Here is a 20,534-nt window from a genome sequence, read left to right on the forward strand (position 1 = left end):
CGGGCTGTGTAAAAGGAGCATTATGAGTGACGCAGAAACCAGAGAGTGTGAGCGTCTTGCCTTTGTAGCGGGGCGGGATGGTGTGCCTGCTGCATTGGCATTTGCTCAGCAAGGTTTCCGGCAATACAGCGCAGCTATTCGTGAAGCGGAATCGGAAGGCAATCAATACGGCGCGGCTTATCGAGACAGCTTGAATGCGTCGCTTGCCGTTTATCAGTCCTATATCGCAAAGAATGAGTAAGCGATAACAAAAACCTCTGAATAATACGGCCGAAGTCGGCGGTATTATTCAGAGGTTGGCTATTATTCGCTTAACACAGTTTGCCGCTGTGCCGGCTGAACGTCAGGCCTGGAACCGTGGCGACAGAATGTCCCGCTCCAGGTACATCTGCTCCGATAAGCTGAAATCCAGGCTTTTAAGCTCATCATACAATCTGCGCCATGAGCGACAGGCGGCTTCGGGCGCTGTGTATTTGCCGGTAAGCTCTCGCAGTCCGCGGAGTTGCAGTTTGAGAAGGTCATGCTGCAGGCAGCAGAGCTTCCCGCCTTCCTGGTGTTGAATATGATCGGCCAGTATTTGCTCAATCTGCTTTACCGCCCGGGTTATTCCCAGAGGGACGCCGGGAGTTGCTCGGTGCACTGCTTCAATCTTTCTTGCAAGGCGGTGCAGGGCGGGCATTTGCTCAAGGTGAACGGCGTAATATTCGGTGTTCAACAGTTCCAGTAAGGTCTCTGTTTCCATTTTCTCCAGAGGCTTGTGTTCCATACACACATCGAACAGCTCTCTGCATAAGGTTTTCCCCGGTATACCCGCTTGCGCTGCAGCTTCTTGCACAGTCTTGTTGTGATCGTTGTTCACATCAAGGCTGTGGCTTTGAAACACTGTGGATGTTTCCGGGCATTGTTTAACCATGCCGCCTATGGTTGTTTCGCTGCAGTTTCCTAGAATGCTTTGGTATCTCATGACTCACCTCCCATCTATCGATAACTAATATAATAGATGAATGTTTAAGATTTGAAATGAGAATGATACTTATTACCGGGCTTTTTTTGTGAGCTTCAAAACCCGTTCGGAATCTCGAATCCTGCCAGCCCGGCCTCCTCAAGCAAGCGTGCGAAACCAATGGTGGTCAGGTCCATTCCCGGTGCGCCGATAATCTGCACGCTGAACGGCAGTCCGTCCCTGGTGCGCCCGATGGGCACGGACGTTGCTGGTAAGCCGAGCACGGTGGCGAAGGCGATCCAGCAGAACTGGTCCAGATAGGCCCGGGGTTTGCCATCAACGGTAATACGGCGCTTGAACATGGGTTGGGAGTGGTCATGTAGGATAGCGGCCGTGGGGGTAATGGGCGTTAGCAGCACGTCCACATCCTTGAACAGGGTTTCGATTTCTGCTCGCATCTTTTCCCGTCTCTCGCTCATGGCCATCCACTGGTAGGCAGGCTGGGTAGCACCGCGGCCGTATTCTCCGATGAATGGCGTAACCGGGCCGAAGAGATGGAGCCACTTTTCCAGCAGGGCCATCCATTTCAGTTGGCGCCGCTGGGCCGGTTTGAAGGAGGTGCTCAGCAGGCTGCCCAGCAGATTCATGTAGGCGGGCAATGGGTGTTCAAGGCTTAAAAGCGGGTGTTTGGCATCGGATACAAGAGCGCCGTGATCCGCGAGTTGCTTGCCCAGCTTGCGGTATCCGTCGGTCAGCTCCTGTTCCACCGGGCACAGCGGGTCTTCCAGCCATAGCCCCACCCGTGCCTGCTTCAGGGATTTCAGTCTTGAAGGAGCCAAATTCAGCTGCCAGCAACGGCTATCAACCGGTTTTGGTCCGGCAATGACTTTCAACAAAAGTTCCAGGTCCCTGGCGCTGCGGGCCAGAGGGCCACCCTCTGCCAGATCCGGTTGCGACTGCGTGCCTGGCGGCCCTGGAATGTGCCCGCGAAAGGACACCAGCGTTCGCGACGGCTTGTGCCCGAACACCCCGCAAAAGTGCGCGGGAATACGAATCGAACCCGCCAGGTCACTGCCCACTTCCAGCGGCGTCATTCCTGCAGCCAGAGCCGCAGCGGCGCCACCGGAGGATCCACCGGAGGTGTGATCGGTATTGAAGGGATTGTTGGTTACACCAAACAGTTTGTTATAGCTTTGCAGATCGCTGGCGTAGACCGGCACATTGGTTTTGCCCAGAATAATGGCGCCGGCATCTTCCAGGCGCTGTACTACATCTGCGTGGCGTTCAGGCTTGTGGTTTTGCAATGCTCTGGCACCGGCGGTGCAGGTCATTCCCGCCACTTCCCAGATATCTTTCAGGGTGAGGGGCAGGCCGTGCAAGGGGCCGACTTCCGCGCCGGAAGCCCGTGCCTGATCGGCTTCCCTTGCTTGCTCAAGGGCGCGGGGTTCATCGAGGGTAACAATGGCGTTCACCGCCGGGTTGTGTTCGCGGATTCTTGCGAGCAGGGCCGTCACCAGCTCTTCGCTGCTCAGAGTGCCGGCTTCAAGTTGTGCAAGCAGCTCATGGGCTGGCTGATAATGCAGTAAATCCATGGTACGTCTCTTATTTGGTTAGGGGAGCTGCTCTCGCCAGCGTTTGACTTTGACCTGGCCCTTGATGGCGTCAATGATCTCGACAATCAGCGCGATTAGCGCTTCGTTTCTTGCTTCCACGCTGTCGGCTTCGCCTGGCCCGCGAATAAAGGCGTTTACTATATCTTCAATAAACGCATGGTTTGCAGAAGAGGCCAGGTCCTCCAAAATCTGCTGGATAACGTTGGCCACAATATCGCCCACAGCATCTTCCAGGGTTTCCTGAATGGTTGAACCCACGATCGGCAGGTATTTGAGCCGCGACAGTTCCACGTTCTGTTTCAGCGCATGATCAACCCGGTCTTCAAGGTAGTTTCTTAGTGCCCCGCGGTTGGGCACATAACCTTCTTTTGCAGCTTGCGCTACCCGTTGAGATATCCAACCGGACAGCATCTCCCGTCGTGGATACAGAATGTCGTTCTGGACCTTCTCGAAAAGCGGCGAGCCCAGTGTTATTTCGTGCTGCACTCCGCTCAGGACCTTGGTCACGATGCGATCAGATAGCTCTTCCATAAAGGCTTCGTAGTAGAAATTGACGAAGCGGTAAATTCCGGTGCTGGTAACATCGATTATCTTGTACTGATGCAGGCGGTACACGATGGAAATAATCCGCAAAATCCGCAGGAAGCGCAGGCTTCCCACGGGTATACAGCCCACCAGATCATACCAGTGGATAAAGGGGTAAAAGTACCAGCGGTCGTACACTTTGGCCTTGATTGCATAGGCCCAGCGCACAAAAAACTCTGCCAGGAAAACCGCGACGAACATGGCGTCGTAGAAAATGAAGTTTTCGTGAATGGGATGGTAGGCGGCCTGAAAAGCCGGAAGGTGCTCTTTCAACACATTCTGGATAGCAACGAAGTTATAAACAGAATCCCAGACAATAAGCGCGAGGTTGATGATAATCAGGCCCAGCATCAGGAAATCGATAATCAACCAGGTAAGCTGGTGGCTGGACTTCAGGTTCTCACGGTTAATTTTCAGCATTCGCTGGTGTCCGTCCTCTATGGTGTAATAGCGTTCGCAACTATTTCGACAGGTTAGCGCATTTACACCGGGTCGACGACTTGTCTGAGGGCGGATTAACTTGACCACCCGTCGTTAAACTCTCAGGCTTGAGCGATAATCACTTCTGTTACGAGCAACATTGAAACAGCCGGATGCTATCACTTGAACACATTTTGAAATCGGGACATATCCGGCTTCTGGGCCTGCTGCTTTTGCTGTGGTCTTCCACGGGCCTGGCGCAACAGGTTGAGGTGCGGGTCAAAGGCGACTATCCGGCGCTCAAAGAAAACGCCGAAGCCTTCATTGGTGAGGTAGAGGGCCGCAGTGCCGGTAACCTTCGACGCTATGCCTCTACGGCGGTTAGCCAGGCTCGCAAAGGGTTGCGGGCACTAGGCTATTACAGTCCAATTGTGGACTGGCAGGTCGATGAGGGGGATTCCGAAGAAACGGCGCACCTGACTCTGGAAATAACACCTGGCGAGCCGGTTCGTATCAAGACTCGTACCGTTGAAATCCGCGGGGCTGCATCGACCGATCCGCGGTTTACCGACAATCTGCCTGTTCATCCTGCCGAAGGCGACATACTGAACCACGGCGACTACAGCAATCTTAGGAACATTCTGCAAACCCGTGCCCGGCGCCGAGGGTATTTTGATGGCCGGCTTGTTACCCGCAGCCTGGAAGTGAACCCGGAAACCCTGGAGGCTAACATCACTCTCGTGTTCGACAGTGGCGACAGGTACCGGCTGGGAGCGGTTACCTTTGAAGATGGGCACTGGTTCGAAAGTGACCTCCTTCACGATTTTGTTACGTTTGAGCCGGGCATTCCATATCACGCTGATGAAATTGCAAAGCTCAACAGCGACCTGCTCAGTAGTGGCTACTTCTCAGGTGTAGACATTGATGCGGCCCCCTCGAGCGCAGAGGATGGTGTCATCCCCGTTCGCATCAGCCTGACCCGCCGGGATGGCCGCTCCATTGCCACAGGCCTCGGATTTTCCACAGACGTGGGGCCGCGCTTCAGGGCTACTTGGCGGGAGCACTGGATCAATCCGATGGGGCACACCCGCGGTGCAGAAACTGAACTATCTGAGCCAAGGCAGAACCTGAGCACCTGGTATGAGCTGCCGCTGGACCCGCCCATGACCGACCTCATTCGTTTTACGGCGGGTTACCAGCGTGAAGATATCGAGAATATCGAATCAGAGCTGCTGACGTTTGGGCAGCAATGGCAGCATCAGCTGGATAATGAATGGTTGCAGGTTTTGTCTTTGAGTTGGGAGGGGGAGCGCTTTAGCATTGGTGATGATGAGCAGGATACGAGTACGCTGCTGCTGCCGGGGCTTGGTTATTCCAAGCTGCACGTCAACTCACCTCTGGATCCCAGCAAGGGGTATCGTTTGCAGGTTAACGTTACTGGCTCTCACCGGGCGGCCCTTTCCAGTGTGGATATTCTGCATGTGAATGCCATTGCCAAAGGCCTATATACGCTTGCTGGAAAACATCGATTCTTGTCACGGCTTCAGATCGGTGGTGTAGGGACAAACCAGTTTGAAGATGTGCCGCCTTCTTTGCGATTCTTCGCGGGTGGTGACCAGAGTGTGCGCGGTTATGGTTACCAGACGCTCTCACCGGAAAACGATAGCGGCGTTCCGGAGGGGGGGCGCTACACGGTGGTGGGTAGCGCTGAATACCAGTATCAGTTTGCGCAAAAGTGGCGAGCCGCCGTTTTTGTTGACCATGGCAACGCAGTTAATGACCTGTTCGACCCTCTTGCCACAGGCGTCGGCGCTGATATTCGCTGGATCAGCCCCTTGGGGCCTTTGCGTCTGGACCTTGCCAAGGGCTTGAATCCTGAATTTGGTGGTGAGTGGCGGATTCACTTCTCAATGGGGCCTGAGTTGTGACGGAACTGGAAAGTAACAATAACAGAGCTGACGCCCCGGCTGATCCCCGACGCAAGCGGATGAGCCGACTTCGATTCTGGACAGTGTTACTGCTGGGCCTGCTTGTGCTTCTCCCGATAGTTTTGGTCGCTGCGGTTTTGCTCGCGCTGCGCTCAGAAACAGGCACCGCCTGGGTTATTGACCAGGTGCCGGGTCTTGAAGCCGTGAACGACCAAGGCTCCCTGTTCGGAACCTGGCAAGCAGACCGAATCGAGTGGCACGGCTATGGGGTGGATGTAAGGGTTCAAGCCCCTCTCATAGACTGGTCACCCTCCTGTCTTTTTGATCTGCAGCTTTGCCTTGAAACCCTGCATCTGGAACAGCTGGACGTTAATGTGCAGCCTTCTGACGATCAGCAGAGCTCCCCGGAGGACATCAGTTTGCCGAGGCTTGAGTTGCCACTTGGACTCAGGGTAAGTGATGTGCGGCTAGGCACGTTTACCTTCAATGGCAGCAAAGTGTGGGACAGATTCGAGCTTGATTCCAAGGGTTCCGGTACGGACTGGACGCTCGAACGGGTTTACTACGAGCGTGATGAATACACAGTGGTGGCCTCTGGTCGTGTCGAAACACGACGGGACTGGCCCGTAAATCTTGACGTTAGCGCTTCACTGCCGCCGCCCTATGGCACGGATTGGGTGATTGATCTGGTTTTGTCGGGGAGTGTAAGGGATCTTGCAGTTACGGGTCAGAGCCGCGGTTATTTGAATGCTGCGCTGGAAGGAAAGGTAGAGCCTCTGGCAGCCAGCCTGCCAGCGCGCTTACGGGTAACCTCTGAATCTTTCCGGGCGGTAGAGGCTTTGCCAGACACACTGGTGCTGAAAAACTGGTTCGCGGAGGCTCAGGGAAGCTTGCAAAGCGGATTCAGGACGAAAGGCCAGGCCACATTGCCTGGTACCGAAGGGCCGGTTGAGTTGAAACTGGCGGGATTGGTTACAACCGCTAACGCCAAAGACATACGCCTGGCGCTGACGGCAGCCAGTAAAGACGCGAAGAACCAGGCAGAGAGCGCACCTAAAACCGTTGTAGTGACCGGCAGTACCCAATGGCAAGGCGGCCTGAGCGCGGAAGCAGACATACAGCTCCGGCAGTTTCCCTGGTATTCGCTGATTGCTGGCTTGGAAAAGCCGCCGGTTGATCTGCGCAGACTCGATGGAAACGCCTCATGGCGCGACGGGCGTTATCAGGCAAACTTCACCGCCGAAGTGGATAGCTCCCAAGGCAGTACAGAATTGGCGGCCTCGGTTGATGGCGACACTTCCCAGGTCCGGCTGACCGAGCTCTCTGCGGTTACTGAGGCAGGCTCACTCTCAGGCGAGGGCGCTGTCAGGTTTGCTGGACCGCTGAGTTGGCAAGCGGCGCTGGAGCTGGAGAACTTTAATCCGGGCTATTGGGTTCCGTTTCTGGAAGCTAGTCTCAGCGGTGGTGTTACCACAGAGGGCCAGCTTACTGATGGCCCTGTCCCTGATATGACGGCCAGTTGGGACCTTGCGGGACAGTGGCGCGCCAGCCCCACGGTGATTGCAGGCAGCCTTGATACCTCAAGCGGTGACTGGGACGTTCCGGAACTGAAACTGATTATTGGTGATAACCGTGTTGAAGGTAGCGGGCGTTGGGGTAATCAATTAACAGCCAGCCTTAACCTTATGCTGACGGAGCCGGAGAAAATTTTACCGGGCCTTGGTGGGCAAGCCGATCTTCAGCTACGGCTTGCCGGTACACCCGATGACCCGCGAGGAACCTTGACGGCCAGCGCAACCGAACTGCGCTGGCAAGACCTGCTGGTTGTTGAAACTCTGGATGTAAATGCACAGTTGGACCAGGGATTCCGTCTCAACAGTGAGGTACAGGGGAAAGGCGTTTCCGTCGGTGGGCAAACTATTGAGTCACTAGCCGTGAAGGCGCAAGGTACCCAAGGGGGGCACACGGTCACCCTTGATGCTCAGCATGAAGAAGCAAGGCTGCAGCTGGATTTCAAAGGTTCGGCTACGGATAGCTGGAAAGGTTGGGAGGGCGAGCTTGCGCGCGGTGTGATTGATGTGCCTGGGCAGGAGCAGAGTTGGAGGCTGGAAGCGCCCGCCGGGCTTGTCTATGAAGAAAACGGCGAACTCAATTTTGCTGCACATTGTTGGCGCTGGCAGCAAAGCTCGGTTTGCGCTGACGACCAAACCTTGCTGCCAGTGCCTAGTGTTGCCTACCGCGTTGACAGTTTCCCGGCTGCGGCCTTGGCGCCGCTTATGCCAGAGTCCTTGCGCTGGCATTCCAGCATCAATGGCGAAATTGCCTTCACCTCTGCCGATGCAGGTCCGGATGGCCGGATAGTGCTTGATGCGGGCGAAGGCCGCTTCGAAATGCTGCTGGATGGCGATTGGGAGACCTTGAGTTACACAACCCTGAGGACAGAGCTGGAGCTGAAACCCGAACAGGCAGATCTGGCCGTGCGGCTGTCGGGGCCTGAACTTGGCAATCTTTCGGTTGATATGATCCTGGACCCTATGGCCGCAGACCGGTCAGTTGAAGGTAGCTTCAAGCTGGAAGGGCTCGGTATTGCTCTGGCCGGCTTGTTTACCGGGCTAGAGGAAATTGCTGGCGAGGTTAACGGCGAGGGTACAATTTCCGGGCCACTGATGAAACCGGCAGTGAAAGGTGAGATTGCATTGACCAATGGGCGGGTGGTAGATCCACGTTTACCGCTGCCTATGGAAGAAGTGATCGTTAGCGTTGAGCTCAACGGCTATTCCGCTGATATTCGTGGTCGAATTCATAGTAATGCCCGCAGCGAAGCCGTTATCGAGGGGGAAGTCGACTGGCAGGGGGCTCCCGGGGGCCAGATTCGCATTACCGGAGAGCGGTTACCCTTTAGCCTGGAACCCTACGCGCACGTCGAAGTGGCGCCAGATCTCACCATTGCCTTCCGTGAAAGCACGCTGAGCGTGGAAGGCCGGATTGAGGTGCCCCGAGGAAGTATCGAGATTAAAGGTCTGCCTGCTCAGGCGGTGTCCGTATCTGAAGACGAAGTGATTGTGGGCGTGGAGCAGGAGGAGCCTCTTATCCGCTCACTGGATATGGATGTCACGGTGGTGGTCGGTGATGATCAGGTGACCTTTAAGGCATTCGGCGTGACCGGTGATCTGGAAGGTTCGTTGCGAATCCATAGCGACATGGACACAAGAGGCACACTGCAGTTGGTCAACGGCCAATACGAGGCCTATGGGCAGGAGCTTGAGCTGCGTCGGGCGCGATTACTGTTTGTTGGTAATCTGGTTCAGCCGTACCTGGATATTGAAGCGATCCGGCAGGTGGATACCGTTGTAGCAGGGATTCGATTAAGTGGGCCGGTTCAATCGCCCACAACGGAAGTGTTTTCCAGCCCTTCCATGCCGCAATCAGATGCACTGTCTTATGTGATTCTTGGCCGCGCCCCCGGTGGCCAAAGCGATGATGGCCAAATGAGTCGTGCTGCCATTTCCCTTGGCCTGAACCAGGTAAACCGGGTGACAGGCCAGATTGGAGAAGAGTTCGGCATACGCCAGCTAACCCTGGAAGCCGAGGGCAGTGGCGATCAAACATCGGTGGTGGCCAGTGGTTACCTGACCGACGAACTCAGTGTTCGTTACGGGGTCGGAATTTTTGAGCCGATCAGTACAGTGGCGTTGCGTTATGATCTGGGCAAATACTTCTATCTGGAAGCCGCTAGCGGGCTGGCTGCATCTCTGGATATTTTCTATACCCGGGATTTCTAGCATCCATCAGTGTTGGTGGTTTCGCTTGGTGACGATTCGGTGGCTGTGCCACTCGACAAACGGGCCAGCTTGAATGACATGGCGGCCTCCAGAAATTGACCGAAGATGCGCCTGTGCCCACCGTGGTAAAGCAGGTATTCCGGGTGCCATTGAAGCCCCATAAGCCATTGCCCCCGGGAGCTTTCAATGGCCTGAACAAACAGGTCGTTATCCACTGCGGTGACCTTCAGGTTTTTACCAAGCTGCTTTATTGCCTGGCTGTGGATGCGGTTGGCACCTATTACGGGCGCTCTCATAACCTGCCCCAGCAGGCTTGTTGCTACAAGTCGCACGGTTTGCATTGGTAGCAACAAAGGACGGTGCCTGGTGTTTACCCTCAGGGGCGTTACGTTCTGGCACAGGGAGCCGCCATGGAATATGTTGATGAACTGCGCACCCCTGCATATGCCCAATACAGGGATTCCTATCGACTCCGCTTGCTCCAGCAGCAGCTGATCTGTGCTATCTCGTGCTTTGTCGTACTTGGCGCTCACCTGGGGTTGCTGGCCATAACGTTCAGGGTGAACGTGAGTTCCGCCGGAAAGCACCAGGCCGTCAAGCAGGGACACATCCACTCTTGCGCCTGGGCGAATGTAGTAAGTGTGCGCACCCTTCAAGCGAAGCGCCAGGCTAATCAAGCGTTGGGCAACACGCTTCCGGGCCGGGCCACTGATACCTATCGTTAGCCCTGGCAGGCTGTCGTCTGGATCGATGTGTTTAGACATAGCCCTTGCTTTCGAGCCAGTTTGCAGAAGTTTCCTGCCAGCTTGTAGTCAGATTGCGTAAGCTGATTTTACGGCTGTCCCTGAACAGGGTGCGCAGTTCTTTCAAATCCTCAGCATGATTTGCCAGTTGTTCGACTACGACCCAATCATTCCAGACAGTAGAAAAATGCCATTCAGGATTGTCGATGTCACAGTCCGGAAGTCTGTAGTGCAGGGTGGGCCTGCTTTTAATACGGGGGTCTTCGACGTATTCGTCGAGCAGCGATTTGTCGAGATGCGCGAACAGGGGCAACAGATCCAGCGCCCGGTTTCGTGTGGGGTTGGATTCGAGATAATCCACCATCATCTGCCGCTGATCTGGCACATAGTCGTCCTCAATCAACAGGTCAGTGTACTTGCTGCTCCATGGCTCAATATATGGCGTAAATTTTCTGCTGATGTCCAGCTGATGGCGCGCCTTTAGCCATTCATATAACACTGCAAACGCCTGATAGTAGCGCACGAGTGTTGTCGGCTTGAGATCCGGCAATTCAGGGTTGAGCTGTAAGCCGAATGCAAAATAGATCGCGTTTCTGCTACCCAGTGCACCCGCCTCCCTGAGCTCGTCGACCAGAGTCTCAATCTGGCACAAGTCTGAAAACTCCATGGGCGGGCTGACAATCTCCAGCGGCACAATCAGTTCAGCCGCTGCGTCTATAACCTCCATTGCTTGCCCGCCAAGTTCCCGAATGGGTTGGGGTAAGCGGTCGTCTGCGAGGTCCAGATCCTTGATTGGGTCTGAGTCCAACTCGATAATAAAATGACCAAAGGGTGTTTCAAGCGTGCTTACATAGCGGGACTCCGGTTTTGATTTACCGCCCAACAATTCGCCAGCCAGATCTACGAGCTCCTGATACCCCAAACCGGACAATTCAATCTCCACACCCACCCGGCGCTCTTTCCCGTCGGCTGTTTTGGCAGTGTCTGGCATGTTTAACGTGATGGTTCGATTCATGGTTCTCTCTAAAGGCGGAGTGTGAGGTTTTTAACTTTATCACACTACCAAAGCCTTACCAGTCAGGGGGCTTCAAGAAAATGAAGTGCTTGGCTTTACACTGGATAAAACACTGTATATAGTGATTTAACTGTATAAAAAAACAGGATGGTTGAATCACTGTATACGCCATCTCTTATAAGACCCGGCTTGTATAAGCCCTGCATGCAGCAAGCGGAGCAGCGAAACAATGAAGCTGACAGCAAGACAGACTCAGGTACTGGAAATTATTCGTCGATCTGTAGACGAAACCGGCTATCCACCTACACGTGCAGAAATTGCGACAGAGATGGGGTTCCGTTCGGCGAACGCTGCGGAAGAGCACTTGCGAGCACTGGCGCGTAAGGGTGCCATCGAAATGGTTCCAGGTGCCAGCAGGGGAATCCGCTTGCCTGAAGTTGCTGAAGATCCTGGCCTGCCGGTAATTGGCCAGGTAGCTGCGGGCAGTCCTATTCTGGCGCAGGAGCACGTTGAAGAGCATTGCACACTGAAGCCGGAATTCTTCTCGCCGTCCGCTGACTATCTGCTTCGAGTCAGAGGTATGAGCATGAAGGATATCGGGATTCTTGATGGTGACCTGCTTGCTGTACACAGTACTCAGGATGTTCATAACGGCCAGGTGGTCGTGGCCCGGGTGGGTGATGAAGTGACTGTGAAACGTTTTAAAAAAGAAGGTTCGAAAGTCTATCTGATCGCCGAAAACGAAGAGTTTTCGCCGATAGAAATCGACCTGAAAGAGCAGGAATTGTTTATTGAAGGGCTGGGTGTGGGTGTTATCCGGCGTTCCGATCTGCACTGATCGGGCGGGCATAACCACAGACGCATTGAAAGGCGGGTAATTTATGGAACAGTTAAGTTTTAATCAGAATATTGCGTGGCAGCAGAGCGTTATGCCAGGCCTGATATCGGAATACGCAGCCCCGAAACAGCGCACGGTTATTCGGGCTCGGCACAAGCCCGATGTGGAAAGCACCAAGCCGGCTGGCAATGTGACGGAAATCATTCTCCCGGAAGGGCAGGTAGAGAACTTCCAGTTGCTATTGCCAATGCTGACTCAGCTGAACCAGGAGAAACGCTGGCTGGCGTGGATAGACCCGCCCCAGGCGCTGGTGAGTAAGTGGCAGAAGATGCACGGCATTGTGACCGGTGAACTGCTGGTTCTACGCTCCACCGCTGAACACCCGGCTCGCCAACTTGCTGAAATAGCTCTCAGCGCGGGTACCTGCCACGCAGTAGTTATGTGGACAGGAAAGCTGGGTAAAACAGCGTTTGCCTCCTTGCAGGAAGCAGCTGCTAAAGGTAACAGCCACGGGGTTGTTCTCAGGCAGCGTTGAGCCTGGTCTTAATGAAGGGTGTATGCGGGCTGGGTGTCTGAAATGTCCAGCTCGTCATCCTCCCAGTCGATGTCGTGAGAGACAGTTCCGGCGGCTTCTATTCCAGCTGCAATCATGGCTTTGGCCACAGACATATCCCGATCTCCCATCATTTCACGGGCTTCATCTGAAAACGAAATTTTGACCAATGGCGCGTTGTCGTCATCGATGCGCCGCAGGGCGTAATCGCCGTTGTTCAGTTGTACAATTTCAAAAAACGATGGTGACATTTCAATAACCTTTTAATGTTGAGAACCTGAGGCTGTGTGCTTGGTAGGGGTTACCACTCGCCGTGCTGCGCTTCCAGATTGTCGGTAAACTGTTTCATGGCTTTCAGCGTTCTTCTGAGAGCTTGGGCTGAGCGGTCTGGCCCAAGCTCTGTTGAGACGGCAATAATGTTTTCTGAATTCACCGTCTTCCGTGTCGCGGGCGGGCTGTTCTGAGCAGTCTCGAGTTGCTCAATGTGGCTCCACCAGCTTCCGCTGTCCCGCTCGAGGGCGGTAAGCAACTCAATTTCTGAGGCCTCATCGCCAATAAGGCTGGCGAGTTCTGCGAGAGACAAGGGTCCGTTTGGGCGCTTCTGGTAAAACTTGGCAATCATTACCAGCAATAACCGCTTTGCCCTCAGTAGTAGCTCGATAGAGCCTTGTGTTGCTGCTTCCTGTTGCAATTTTTGCGGTGGCGCCGAACTTCCTGTAATCGCAGTTTGGGCCGCGACATCAAGTAACGTGCTGGCAAGAAACAATTTTTGTGAAACCAGCGAATACCATTGAGAAGCCATCGAGCGCTCACCTTAATTAATCAGCCATTCTACCATTTTGGTTTGCAGATTTCTTTATCCCCCTTCAGACTTGCGCCCAGGTGACAATAAAACACAATTAATGACTTGAAACGGGCGTTTGAATTTGGCAAAAAGCATGCTTCGTCTTGGGTTATTGGGTTGTCTGGAGGGGTAAGGAATGCGGAGCCGATTAGTCGCATGTATGGCAGTTTTTTTGGTCGGGTACACCGGCCAGGCGCTGTCAGCAGTAACGGTAGCTGAAGCAGAACGGCTAAAACAGGATTTGACGCCGGTTGGTGCTGAGCGGGCAGGCAATGCCTCTGGCAGCATTCCCGAGTGGACAGGCGGGCTGCGTGAGGCGCCAGGAAACTGGCGTAAGGGGCAGGTTGAGATAGACCCTTTCTCTGCAGACGATACGTTGTTCGTAATCACTGCGAACAACATGCATCTCTACAAAGACAAGCTCTCTGATGGCTCGCTCAAAATGTTGAGCCAATACGGCCCGAACTTCTTTATGCCGGTTTATCAGACTCGTCGCACCGCCGCATTTCCTGAGCATGTGTACGATAAGTTCTATGAGAATGCTCTGACTGCAGAAGTACTGGATAATGGTAACGGCGTACGCAACACCATTATGACAAGCCCGTTTCCAATCCCGAAAAGCGGGCTTGAGGTGATGTGGAACCACATTCTTCGTTACCGTGGCGAGGAAGTTTCCTTCCGGAGTGCCTCTGCGACGCCGCAGGTAGATGGCTCCTTCAACCCAGTGGTTAACCACTACGACTACTACTTCCCTTACAGCAAGGAAGGCACTGAGCTTGCAGATATAGATAACAAGATCTTCTATCTCAAGACCGATACGATTTCACCATCCACTCTGGCTGGAACAATCACGCTGGTGCATGAAACACTGGATCAGGTGCGATCCCCTCGGTTGGCTTGGCGTTACGACGCTGGATCACGGCGCCTGAGGCGCTCACCGAACCTTGCGTATGAGACAGACTTGCCTAACTCTTCGTCGCTGCGTTCGGTCGACCAGAAAGATATGTATAACGGTGCGCCAAACCAGTATGACTGGGAGCTGAAGGGCAAGCGTGAATTGTTTGTTCCTTACAATGCCTACAAGCTGCATGATGAGTCGGTTAAGCCGGGTGATGTCATCCGCCCGGGGCATATCAATCAAGAACTGGCCCGCTACGAGCTTCACCGAGTCTGGGTTGTCGAAGCAACTCGTCGCACCGGCATCAAGCACATCTACGACCGTCGTGTTTTCTATGTGGACGAAGACAGTTGGCAAATCCTGATGTCGGAAGAGTATGACGAGGCTGGTAACTTATGGCGTGTGTCCGAAGCTCACAACATCAGCTATTACCAGGTACCAGTATTCTGGACTACCATGGAGATGACGTACGACCTCAAGGCGAAACGCTATTATATTGATGGTTTGAACAATAACTATCCTGCGTATAATTTCGAGCCCGGGTTCCGTGGCAGCGAGTTTACGGCTTCCTCAGCGAGGCGGGACGCTCGCCGCTGATTATGGTGTAAATGGTTGAGCCGCTAGCGTTTGCCGGTGGCTTGTCCCGGGTCGTCCGTATTCTATCCCTTGCTTCCAGGAGAACACGCTGTGGCCGACCCTCAAACTCCCCCTTCAACCGCACTCCAGACATACCTGGATAGCTTCGATCAACTTATGGCAGACCTCGGTCGCGCGCTCGCCGAGCAGGACTGGGATGCCTTGGTTCGGCTCAATGAGCAGGTTAAGCCTACAATAGAGCCACTTATGACTTCGCTCGAAGCCGGGCAGGCGGATCCGGAACTGGTTCGGACACGGCTTGAAGAGTTGCGCCAGTTTATGGACGCAGCAGGCGAGGGCGCTACCCGAGCCAAGGCCGAAGCGGAACAGGCCTTGAAGGGCGTGAATCGAAACCGCAGTGCCGCCAAGGCCTATCAGAACGTTTCAACAACCCAGCCTAAATAGCGTCATAAAATTGACTCTTCTGTGTTTACAGTCTTAAATACCGCACATATCCCCCAAAGAGATGTTTGTGAATGTCCAAAAATAACAAGGTGTTGGTGCTGAGTGAGGACGAGTCGAGGCGCCGGGATCTGGCGACTATTCTGGAGTTCATCGGCGAGGAGCAAGTTTTAGCAGGCAGCGAAGCCTTGGCGCTCCTCGAATCCGGCGATGCAGGAAGCTTGGCGGACATCTCGGTTGCTGTGGTAAATGGGGAAGACCCGAACATCGTCAGCACCATTGAAAAAGTGTGCAAAGCGGTTCAGGGCGTTCCTTTCCTGATGGTTGGCGACCCTGTACTCAAAGGCCTTCCGGAAGCGGATGCCGCACGCATCATTGCCCGTATGGAATGGCCGCTAAACTACACCAAGTTTGTTGATTCGTTGTACCGCGCTCAAATATACAGCGATCAGTTCCGCCGCTCCAAGGAACGTGGTGAGCAGCGAGGCCTGCAGCTGTTTCGCAGTCTGGTTGGTACCAGCCGCAAGGTGCAGCAAGTGCGCCAGCTGATGGAGCAAGTGGCCGATAAGGATGTGAGTGTACTGATTACCGGGCCGTCTGGCACCGGCAAAGAGGTTGTTGCCAGAAACCTTCATTACCATTCCTCCCGTCGTGACAAGCCGTTTGTGCCCGTAAACTGCGGCGCCATTCCTGCGGAGTTGCTGGAAAGCGAATTGTTCGGCCATGAAAAGGGTGCATTTACCGGCGCTATTACAGCACGGGTTGGGCGTTTCGAGATGGCGGAAGGCGGCACTCTGTTTCTGGATGAAATCGGCGATATGCCCCTGAACATGCAGGTAAAAATACTGCGCGTTTTGCAGGAACGTACGTTTGAGCGGGTTGGCAGTAACCGGACGATTTCTGCGGATGTTCGTGTTATTGCGGCCACTCACAAACACCTTGAAGATATGATTGAATCCGGTGAGTTCCGGGAAGATCTTTACTATCGCCTGAATGTCTTTCCCATTGAAGTGCCGTCACTGCGGGATCGCGTGGAAGATATTCCACTGCTGATTAATGAGTTGATTTCTCGCATGGAGAAAGAGAAGCGCGGCTCTTTGCGAATGAATTCGGCGGCCATCATGAGTTTGTGCCGGCACGACTGGCCGGGCAACGTGCGGGAGCTTGCGAACCTGGTGGAGCGGCTGGCGATTATGCACCCGTATTCGGTAATCGGGGTGCAGGAGTTGCCGAAGAAGTTCCGGTATGTGGACGATTTTGATGAGAATCGGCCAATTGAGGATTCGGGCATGCCTTCTGGTATTCCTGGTCTGGTTGGGTTGGATGCCCCGGCTTTGTTGCCGGTGAATGGTATTGATCTCAAGGATTATTTGTCGAATCTTGAGCGGCAGTTGATTCAGCAGGCTTTGGATGAAGCTGGGGGAGTGGTTGCTCGGGCGGCGGAGAAGCTTAGAGTTAGGCGGACGACGTTGGTTGAGAAGGTTCGGAAGTATGGGCTTCGGGAGGAGGAGTCTGAGGAGTCCTGAGGTGGCTGGCATTGGTGGTGGCGCGGTCGCGAGGTAGACCTTTTCAAAAAAGTGTCGCAAAACTCGCTTCGCTCAGACACGCGACATTTTTTGAAAAGGGCTACCCCACACCCGCGCATTAACTGTCGAGTTGCCTTCTTTTTTCTTGTGACAATAAGACGTCAAAGGTTTTCGGCCTTTGGCGTTTTCTCGTTTCTGGGCGACGTAAACCCGTCGCTTGCCTTTCTTCGGGTAATTCTACTCATTGATTTATATAGTAAAAGTCTAGTTGGCACGATGCTCGCTTTGTAACCTGCAAACGAATCATCCTAAGGGTGTGGCCCGGTGTAACGGGTTAATCGGGAGTCAGGTTATGAGTCAGGCACAGTTTGTCATTCAGTCGGTGGAGCATGAGGCCCAGGCCAATGCTGCGGCGGATGCTAACGATAAGGTTAGGGCGTTGTTTCCGCAGCAGGATGATGAGGCGGTGGATTCTGCGTTGGAGATGTTTAACCAGATGTCGCGGCAGATTACCGATTCTTATCGCACGCTGGAGTCGCGGGTTAACCAGTTGTCTGGCGAATTGAGCCAAGAGTCTCTGCAGCGTCAGCAGGAACTGGAGGAGAAGGAGCAGTTGGCTGATCGGCTTTCTACTCTTTTGAAAGCTCTGCCTGCGGGTGTGGTGGTTCTGGATAGCCAGGGTGTGGTGTCTCAGAGTAATCCGGCGGCGGCTGAGTTGTTGGGTGAGCCTTTGGAAGGTGAGCGCTGGGTAGATGTGATTCGCCGTTGTTTCTCGCCCCGCCGGGATGATGGTCACGAGGTGTCTTTGAAAGATGGGCGCCGGGTGAGCATTGAAATCCGTACCATGGAAAACCAGCCAGGGCAGCTGATTCTGCTGACCGATCAAACAGAAACTCGTCATCTGCAATCACAGCTTGCTCACGCACAGCGGCTTTCCGCCATGGGCAAAATGGTTGCGTCGCTTGCTCACCAGATTCGTACCCCTTTGTCTGCAGCTATTCTCTACGGCGGTCATTTAACCCAGGATGATCTGGATGAGGAAATGCGCCAGCGTTGTGCTTCCCGCTTGATGTCACGGCTTACCCACCTGGAGCAGCAGGTGCGAGATATGTTGATTTTTGCCCGGGGTGAGACTCGTTTGGCGGAGGAGCTTTCTGCCGCAACACTGGTTTCAGCTCTGGAGTCGGCACTGGAAGGCATTAAGCCCGCATCCGGATCGGATGTAATGCTAAGGAATGAAGTGCCAGCGGATTGTCGGCTGATGTGTAACCGGGATGCATTGGTCGGCGCCTGTACCAATCTGGTGAATAACAGCCTTGAGGCTGGTGCAACCGCCGTTGCGGTCCAGATTACGTTGGAAACGGGCGAGTTACTGGTCCGTGTAATGGATAACGGCCCGGGCTTTGCCAAAGCAGAAGCTGGCAGGCTTGCGGAAGCTTTTTACACAACGAAATCTCACGGCACGGGGCTTGGCTTGGCGGTTGTGCAGGCCGTTGTTAAGGCGCACCAAGGGCAGTTTTCTATTGATTCGCCAGAGCAGGGCGGCGCTATTGCAACTCTGCGCTTGCCGCTTTTGAGCAATATTTCCCGTAACCCTTCTCGTAAGACCGTTTAATCGGAGGCAACCATGGCCAAGGCCCAGATACTGATTGTTGAAGATGACCGCGACCTGCGGGAGGCGCTGGTAACCACTCTGGAACTGGCAAAGTTCCGCGTGCGTGAAGCTTCCAATGCCCATGAGGCGCTGGCTCGACTGGCAGAGGCACCAGTCGATATGGTGGTCAGCGATGTAAACATGCCGGGCCTTTCCGGCCATGAACTGTTGGGAGAGGTGCAGCGACTGTACCCGGGCTTGCCGATGATGCTGATCACAGCCTACGGCCAAATCAGCCACGCGGTTTCTGCCATGCAATCCGGTGCAGTGGATTATTTGGTCAAGCCCTTTGAGCCAAAGGTATTGGTTGATGCCGTCACCAAGGTGGTCGGCGGCAGTCGCTCGAAGTCTGGCGATGAGCCAGTAGCTGAAGACCCGGCCAGTAAGCGCATATTTCAACTGGCAGCCAAGGTGGCTGGCAGTGATTCTACGGTGATGATTTCCGGCGAGAGCGGTACTGGTAAAGAAGTGCTGGCCAGGTACATCCATCAGCAGTCGCCCCGGGCGGAACAGCCGTTTGTGGCCATTAACTGCGCGGCTATTCCCGAGAACATGCTTGAAGCGATTCTGTTCGGCCATGAAAAAGGTGCCTTTACCGGTGCGATTGCATCAGCCCCAGGTAAATTCGAACAAGCTAATGGCGGAACGATTTTGCTGGATGAAGTGTCAGAGATGGACCCGGCACTACAATCCAAATTGCTTCGTGTTCTGCAAGAGCGGGAAGTGGAGCGGGTAGGTGGGCGCAAAACCATCTCGTTGGATGTTCGTGTGATTGCGACCACCAACCGGGATCTGGCAGATTTCGTGCGGGAAGGCCGGTTTCGGGAAGATCTTTATTACCGGTTGAGCGTATTTCCCATGCATTGGCAGCCATTGAGGGAGCGCCCTCTGGATATCCTGCCCATGGCAACTTATTTGCTTAAGAAGCACTGCCGCAAGATGAAACTTACCGGCATCAGCTTTGCTGCCGATGCCCGCAGCGCGCTGGCTCAGCATAGTTGGCCCGGGAACGTGCGGGAGCTCGATAATGCTATCCAGCGTTCTCTGGTTCTGCATCAGGGTAACGTGATTCATGCGGGCGACTTGTGCCTCGATATGGGTACTAGCGGACGCTTTGATGGCCATGCAGTTGCACCAACATCTCCTGCCCCGGTTGCAGCGGGTATTGAAGAGCCGTTTTTGCCACACGAGGGGCTGCCAGCGCCTGCGACGGGGTATCAAGAGTCCGTCGACTCAGCCCCGTCAGCCGTTGAAGCCGGGTCACTGGGAGATGATCTGCGCCAGCAGGAGTTTCGTATCATTATCCAGACCCTCAGGAGTGAGCGCGGCCGCCGTAACAGGGCGGCGGAGCAGCTGGGCATCAGCCCCAGAACACTGAGATACAAGTTGGCTCAGATGCGCGAGGCCGGAATAGATCTGGATGCTGAGCTGGCGATGGCGTAAACCCGAATTACCGTAGTACCCCTTCATTCGGCACCCTCTGGGTGCCTTTTTTATGGCTGCGTGCCGTGCGCTGTGCAATTTCACACCAGTTCCTTGCAGGCCCCATTCCATGGTGTTGTAGGTGACATGTCCTTGCTGTGCTAACAATCTTATCCACAGGTATTGTGGGTAATTAAATCCTGTCAAAACTCTGTCGTTATGTAACCTTTGTCTTTGTTGTGTACCCTTAACCTGTTGTAAATGAAGCGTTATGTAATTCTGGCCTGACCATTGCTTAGTCTTAATCAATACAGATAGATCAGCAAGCCAGCCCCTACAGGGGTGGTGTCAGGAGAAAGTTATGGTTCAGCGTGCCGACATCAACAGTGTTCTTTCGGATATACGCGCACTGCGTTCGCAAATGAATCAGAACCAGCGTGTTGACCAGGATTTGTCAGTGCGTGGCCGTATCGACGGGCCGCGCCGGGTTGATCAAACCCAGGAAACAGCCAGCTTTGGCAACATGCTGAGCAAGGCCGTTAACAATGTGAACGAGGTTCAGCAGGATGCCAACGCATTGCGTACGGCCTACGATATGGGCGACCCCACTGTGGATATTACCCGCGTGATGATTGCAGCCCAGAAATCTACTGTGTCTTTTGAAGCTTTAACCCAGGTACGTAACCGGGTGGTCAGGGCTTACGAAGACATAATGAATATGCCGATCTGATA

18 protein-coding genes are annotated in these 20,534 nt (G+C 54.3%); 11 read left to right on the forward strand and 7 right to left on the reverse strand.

Annotation, left to right across the window (positions count from 1 at the left end):
- Positions 1–22: 22 nt before the first annotated feature.
- Positions 23–241, forward strand: coding sequence for a hypothetical protein (locus RG807_RS00070; protein WP_309043024.1), 219 nt, complete (start codon positions 23–25; stop codon positions 239–241).
- Between the two features lie 102 nt (positions 242–343).
- On the opposite strand, the gene RG807_RS00075 is transcribed toward RG807_RS00070, so the two are convergent.
- From RG807_RS00075 to RG807_RS00085, 3 genes are all read right to left on the reverse strand, one after another.
- Complete coding sequence (locus RG807_RS00075; protein ID WP_309043025.1) at positions 344–964, reverse strand: hypothetical protein; 621 nt, start codon at positions 962–964, stop codon at positions 344–346.
- Between the two features lie 95 nt (positions 965–1,059).
- A complete protein-coding gene (locus tag RG807_RS00080) occupies positions 1,060–2,535 on the reverse strand; it encodes an amidase (protein ID WP_309043026.1) in 1,476 nt (491 codons plus the stop codon).
- A gap of 18 nt (positions 2,536–2,553) precedes the next feature.
- On the reverse strand, positions 2,554–3,561 hold the full coding sequence (locus RG807_RS00085) for a hypothetical protein (protein ID WP_309043027.1): 1,008 nt from the start codon (positions 3,559–3,561) through the stop codon (positions 2,554–2,556).
- A gap of 194 nt (positions 3,562–3,755) precedes the next feature.
- On the opposite strand from RG807_RS00085, the gene RG807_RS00090 reads away from it, so the two are divergent.
- Positions 3,756–5,489 carry an autotransporter assembly complex protein TamA gene (locus tag RG807_RS00090; RefSeq protein WP_435404643.1) on the forward strand — a complete coding sequence of 578 codons (1,734 nt, stop codon included), beginning with the start codon at positions 3,756–3,758 and terminating at the stop codon, positions 5,487–5,489.
- A gap of 59 nt (positions 5,490–5,548) precedes the next feature.
- Complete coding sequence (locus tag RG807_RS00095; RefSeq protein ID WP_309043028.1) at positions 5,549–9,271, forward strand: translocation/assembly module TamB domain-containing protein; 3,723 nt, start codon at positions 5,549–5,551, stop codon at positions 9,269–9,271.
- On the opposite strand, the gene RG807_RS00100 is transcribed toward RG807_RS00095, so the two are convergent.
- Complete coding sequence (locus RG807_RS00100) at positions 9,268–10,035, reverse strand: gamma-glutamyl-gamma-aminobutyrate hydrolase family protein (RefSeq protein WP_309043029.1); 768 nt, start codon at positions 10,033–10,035, stop codon at positions 9,268–9,270. The two genes, RG807_RS00095 and RG807_RS00100, sit on opposite strands and share 4 nt — an antisense overlap.
- Positions 10,028–11,029: an amidoligase family protein gene (locus RG807_RS00105; protein WP_309043030.1), complete on the reverse strand. Its 1,002-nt coding sequence runs from the start codon at positions 11,027–11,029 to the stop codon at positions 10,028–10,030. Before RG807_RS00105 ends, RG807_RS00100 begins: the two co-directional genes overlap by 8 nt.
- A 229-nt stretch (positions 11,030–11,258) precedes the next feature.
- Here RG807_RS00105 and lexA point away from each other — a divergent pair, with 229 nt between their 5' ends.
- Together lexA and RG807_RS00115 are read left to right on the forward strand one after the other, a co-directional pair.
- Positions 11,259–11,867, forward strand: a complete 609-nt coding sequence (gene lexA, locus RG807_RS00110) for a transcriptional repressor LexA (protein ID WP_298448074.1) — start codon at positions 11,259–11,261, stop codon at positions 11,865–11,867.
- A gap of 43 nt (positions 11,868–11,910) precedes the next feature.
- A complete protein-coding gene (locus tag RG807_RS00115) occupies positions 11,911–12,402 on the forward strand; it encodes a cell division inhibitor SulA (RefSeq protein WP_309043031.1) in 492 nt (163 codons plus the stop codon).
- Between the two features lie 8 nt (positions 12,403–12,410).
- Here RG807_RS00115 and RG807_RS00120 read toward each other — a convergent pair whose 3' ends face one another.
- Positions 12,411–12,671: a hypothetical protein gene (locus RG807_RS00120; protein WP_309043032.1), complete on the reverse strand. Its 261-nt coding sequence runs from the start codon at positions 12,669–12,671 to the stop codon at positions 12,411–12,413.
- A gap of 50 nt (positions 12,672–12,721) precedes the next feature.
- Positions 12,722–13,222: a DUF6586 family protein gene (locus tag RG807_RS00125; RefSeq protein ID WP_309043033.1), complete on the reverse strand. Its 501-nt coding sequence runs from the start codon at positions 13,220–13,222 to the stop codon at positions 12,722–12,724.
- 178 nt (positions 13,223–13,400) lie between these two features.
- Between RG807_RS00125 and RG807_RS00130 the strand changes: the two genes are divergently transcribed.
- From RG807_RS00130 to fliE, 6 genes are all read left to right on the forward strand, one after another.
- Positions 13,401–14,759 carry a DUF1329 domain-containing protein gene (locus RG807_RS00130; protein ID WP_309043034.1) on the forward strand — a complete coding sequence of 453 codons (1,359 nt, stop codon included), beginning with the start codon at positions 13,401–13,403 and terminating at the stop codon, positions 14,757–14,759.
- A gap of 90 nt (positions 14,760–14,849) precedes the next feature.
- Positions 14,850–15,203, forward strand: coding sequence for an SOS cell division inhibitor (locus tag RG807_RS00135; protein WP_309043035.1), 354 nt, complete (start codon positions 14,850–14,852; stop codon positions 15,201–15,203).
- A gap of 71 nt (positions 15,204–15,274) precedes the next feature.
- A complete protein-coding gene (locus RG807_RS00140) occupies positions 15,275–16,726 on the forward strand; it encodes a sigma-54 dependent transcriptional regulator (protein ID WP_309043036.1) in 1,452 nt (483 codons plus the stop codon).
- A 352-nt stretch (positions 16,727–17,078) separates the two neighbouring features.
- On the forward strand, positions 17,079–18,341 hold the full coding sequence (locus tag RG807_RS00145; RefSeq protein ID WP_309043037.1) for a sensor histidine kinase: 1,263 nt from the start codon (positions 17,079–17,081) through the stop codon (positions 18,339–18,341).
- 12 nt (positions 18,342–18,353) lie between these two features.
- Positions 18,354–19,823 (forward strand): sigma-54-dependent transcriptional regulator, encoded by a 1,470-nt coding sequence (locus RG807_RS00150; RefSeq protein ID WP_309043038.1) that lies wholly within the window; start codon positions 18,354–18,356, stop codon positions 19,821–19,823.
- A 340-nt stretch (positions 19,824–20,163) separates the two neighbouring features.
- Complete coding sequence (fliE, locus tag RG807_RS00155; RefSeq protein ID WP_309043039.1) at positions 20,164–20,532, forward strand: flagellar hook-basal body complex protein FliE; 369 nt, start codon at positions 20,164–20,166, stop codon at positions 20,530–20,532.
- The last annotated feature ends 2 nt before the right edge of the window (positions 20,533–20,534 follow it).

Source organism: Marinobacter sediminicola (assembly GCF_031157525.1).
In the GTDB taxonomy this organism is placed as follows: domain Bacteria; phylum Pseudomonadota; class Gammaproteobacteria; order Pseudomonadales; family Oleiphilaceae; genus Marinobacter; species Marinobacter sediminicola.

Bases quoted from the DNA above. Each gene is read 5' to 3' on its own strand.
- RG807_RS00140 (WP_309043036.1), top strand. From the start codon at position 15,275: ATGTCCAAAAATAACAAGGTGTTGGTGCTGAGTGAGGACGAGTCGAGG.
- RG807_RS00105 (WP_309043030.1), bottom strand. From the start codon at position 11,029: ATGAATCGAACCATCACGTTAAACATGCCAGACACTGCCAAAACAGCC.
- RG807_RS00120 (WP_309043032.1), bottom strand. From the start codon at position 12,671: ATGTCACCATCGTTTTTTGAAATTGTACAACTGAACAACGGCGATTAC.
- fliE (WP_309043039.1), top strand. From the start codon at position 20,164: ATGGTTCAGCGTGCCGACATCAACAGTGTTCTTTCGGATATACGCGCA.
- RG807_RS00100 (WP_309043029.1), bottom strand. From the start codon at position 10,035: ATGTCTAAACACATCGATCCAGACGACAGCCTGCCAGGGCTAACGATA.
- RG807_RS00115 (WP_309043031.1), top strand. From the start codon at position 11,911: ATGGAACAGTTAAGTTTTAATCAGAATATTGCGTGGCAGCAGAGCGTT.
- RG807_RS00070 (WP_309043024.1), top strand. From the start codon at position 23: ATGAGTGACGCAGAAACCAGAGAGTGTGAGCGTCTTGCCTTTGTAGCG.
- RG807_RS00085 (WP_309043027.1), bottom strand. From the start codon at position 3,561: ATGCTGAAAATTAACCGTGAGAACCTGAAGTCCAGCCACCAGCTTACC.
- RG807_RS00130 (WP_309043034.1), top strand. From the start codon at position 13,401: ATGCGGAGCCGATTAGTCGCATGTATGGCAGTTTTTTTGGTCGGGTAC.
- RG807_RS00145 (WP_309043037.1), top strand. From the start codon at position 17,079: ATGAGTCAGGCACAGTTTGTCATTCAGTCGGTGGAGCATGAGGCCCAG.
- RG807_RS00150 (WP_309043038.1), top strand. From the start codon at position 18,354: ATGGCCAAGGCCCAGATACTGATTGTTGAAGATGACCGCGACCTGCGG.
- RG807_RS00125 (WP_309043033.1), bottom strand. From the start codon at position 13,222: ATGGCTTCTCAATGGTATTCGCTGGTTTCACAAAAATTGTTTCTTGCC.
- RG807_RS00095 (WP_309043028.1), top strand. From the start codon at position 5,549: ATGAGCCGACTTCGATTCTGGACAGTGTTACTGCTGGGCCTGCTTGTG.
- RG807_RS00075 (WP_309043025.1), bottom strand. From the start codon at position 964: ATGAGATACCAAAGCATTCTAGGAAACTGCAGCGAAACAACCATAGGC.
- RG807_RS00080 (WP_309043026.1), bottom strand. From the start codon at position 2,535: ATGGATTTACTGCATTATCAGCCAGCCCATGAGCTGCTTGCACAACTT.
- lexA (WP_298448074.1), top strand. From the start codon at position 11,259: ATGAAGCTGACAGCAAGACAGACTCAGGTACTGGAAATTATTCGTCGA.